General features: G+C 67.4%; 2 protein-coding genes. One reads left to right on the top strand and one right to left on the bottom strand.

Annotated elements, in window-relative coordinates; genetic code table 11:
* Positions 1–223 precede the first annotated feature (223 nt).
* A complete protein-coding gene (locus tag VFQ05_02050) occupies positions 224–1429 on the top strand; it encodes a M43 family zinc metalloprotease (GenBank protein HET9325534.1) in 1206 nt (401 codons plus the stop codon).
* Here the strand turns inward: VFQ05_02050 and VFQ05_02045 are convergent.
* A partial coding sequence (locus VFQ05_02045; protein ID HET9325533.1) for a flavodoxin-dependent (E)-4-hydroxy-3-methylbut-2-enyl-diphosphate synthase occupies positions 1422–1698 on the bottom strand: 277 nt, incomplete at its 5' end. The genes VFQ05_02050 and VFQ05_02045 overlap by 8 nt on opposite strands.

Raw genomic sequence — 1698 nt, 5'->3', positions numbered from 1 at the left:
GGCTCCCGGCCGAGATTCTCTCCCAGGCTCGCCCAGGGGACGTGGTCCTGTTGATGGGCGCCCGCGATCCGTCGCTCACCGAGCTGGCGCGCAAGGTCCTCGAGAGCCTCGGAAGCCACAGCCCGGCCACGATTTCGAGGCATTGAACCGGGCCTTCCCCTCTGGGAAAATAGCCGCCGTCTCGATTCATCCATCCCGCAATCGCCGGGAATCCGGAGGGACCTTGCCGCCGCTCAGTCGCCTCTCGATGCTCTTGGTCGCCATGGGTCTCGCCGGACCCATGGCGGCGGAAGCTCAGAGTGTCGAAGCGAGCCTTTCGCTCGATCCCGAGGCCTCTGCCCGCACGTGCGGAACGCCGCGGCCTGGACCGCAGGAACTCCTCCGTATCCACAACCTCCGCCGTCGCCTCGCGCAGGAGCCGCTCCTTGGCGTGCGGGACGGAGGGACGATCCGCGTCGCCTTCCACGTCCTCATGTCAGCGAAGGCCGGCGCGGTCACCGATGCGCAGATCACGGCGCAGATCGATGAGCTCAACCGCGCCTATTCCGGCACCGGCTACTCGTTCGAGCTGGTGTCCGTCGACCGCACCGAGAACAACAGCTGGTTCCGCATGACCCCCGGCACCGGGAAGGAATGGAAAGCCAAGGAGGCGCTCGCCGTCGATCCCGCGCATACGCTCAACATCTACACGGGCTATCTCGGGGGCCGGCTTCTCGGCTGGGCCTACTTCCCGTGGTCCATTCCCGAGGACCACTTCATGCACGGCGTGGTGGTTCACTACGGATCCCTGCCGGGTGGATACCTGAGCGCCTACAACCTCGGACGCTCCATGGTCCACGAAGTGGGTCATTACCTCGGCTTGCTGCACACCTTCGAGAACGGCTGCGAAGCGCCCGGAGATCTGGTCGAGGACACTGCCTACGAAGAGAGCCCGGCCTATGGGTGCCCGGTGGGCCGCAACACCTGCCCCGATCCGGACGACGATCCCATCCACAACTACATGGACTACGGCGACGACGCCTGCGTCACCGAGTTCACCGCCGGGCAGGCAAATCTCATGCACGACGTCGTGCCGGCCTACCGTCCGAGCTTGTTCGCCGCGAAGGTCGCCCGCGGGCGCGCACAGGAGATCGTCGAGGACACGGCTCACCCCGCCGATCTCTCCGGCGGCATCGAGTTCCGCGGAGCGGGGCCCAACCCATTCCGTCTTGCGTCGGCGGTCCGCTTCACGCTGCCGCGCGCCGACCGCGTTCAGCTTCAGGTGTTCAACGTCGCGGGTCAGCGCGTGCGGAGCCTGATCGACGCGCAGATGCCGGCGGGGGCGCACAGCGCGATGTTCGCCGCGCAGGATCTGCCCGCGGGGATGTACTTCCTGAGACTGCGGGTGGGCCGCACCGAGATGAATCGCAGCGTCATCCTGCTCAAGTAGTCGGCGACGCGAACCGCCGCGCCACGTAGTCGTCCAGGATCCGCGCGAAGTCCTCGGCGATCGTCTCGCCCTTGAGCGTGGTCTGGAGCTTGCCGTCCACGTAGACCGGCGCTTTCGGTTCCTCGCCGGTGCCCGGCAGCGAGATCCCGATGTCCGCGTGCTTGCTCTCGCCCGGCCCGTTCACCACGCAGCCCATGACGGCGATGCGGAGCTGCTCCACGCCCGGATGCCGCTCGCGCCAGACGGCCAGCCGCTTCTGGATATGGCCC

Source organism: Candidatus Eisenbacteria bacterium (assembly GCA_035712145.1).
In the GTDB taxonomy this organism is placed as follows: domain Bacteria; phylum Eisenbacteria; class RBG-16-71-46; order RBG-16-71-46; family RBG-16-71-46; genus DASTBI01.
The sequence above is the reverse complement of the archived record's forward strand: the minus strand, read 5'-3'. Positions and strand labels throughout refer to the sequence as shown.